Source organism: Haloarcula sp. DT43, assembly GCF_037078405.1.
Lineage (GTDB): Archaea > Halobacteriota > Halobacteria > Halobacteriales > Haloarculaceae > Haloarcula > Haloarcula brevis.
The window spans coordinates 1-690 of record NZ_JAYMGZ010000015.1 but is presented as its reverse complement, the minus strand read 5'-3'; the positions used below and the strand labels follow the sequence as shown (position 1 = coordinate 690).

Below are 690 nucleotides of genomic sequence, written 5' to 3'. Positions count from 1 at the left end.
GGCCTTGGCTTTCGCCGCCATGGACACCTGTGTCGGTTCTCGGTACGGACACCATGCTCGTCTTTTCACGGGCCCCAGGTTGAATCACGTTTCCCTATCCCGCCGTTCGTCCGCTTCGTGCCATTACGGCTTCCACGGAGTTGGACGGTTCGACCGGGCGAAGGCCCGGCGTGATTGACCCCAGGGCGTCGACTTTTACTGCATGATGGCACGGGAATATTAACCCGTTTCCCATTTCGTCATAGTCGAGTTGCGGTATGACTTAGGACCGGCTAACCCTCAGCTGATCAGCAGTGCTGAGGAACCCTTATCCATTAGGCCGTCGGGGTTCTCACCCGACTATCGCTGCTACTATGGCCAGGATTTTCGTCACTCATCGGTCCACAGGAGTTCTCACCCCTGCTTCCATCCAATGAGAGCGCCAATCTACTCGATCACCCTGTAACGGGTGCGGACAGGTCTCGGTGGTGGATTTGAGTCCCGATCATTTTGGGCGCCTCAAACCTCGGCCGGTAAGCTGTTACGCTTTTCTTAGAGGGTAGCTGCTTCTAAGCTCACCTCCCGGCTGTCTAGGGCTCGAGACCACCTTCAGAGGATTACACTTAATCCACACTTGGGGACCTTAACCTATCTCTGGGTTGTTCCCCTCCTGGTACACAGGCTTACCCCGCGCACCGGAATCCCCGCGTC

Annotated in this window: 1 rRNA gene; it reads right to left on the bottom strand. The window is 56.8% G+C overall.

The window, feature by feature from the left end:
- A 23S ribosomal RNA gene (locus VI123_RS19225) occupies positions 1 to 690 on the bottom strand; the annotation flags it as partial.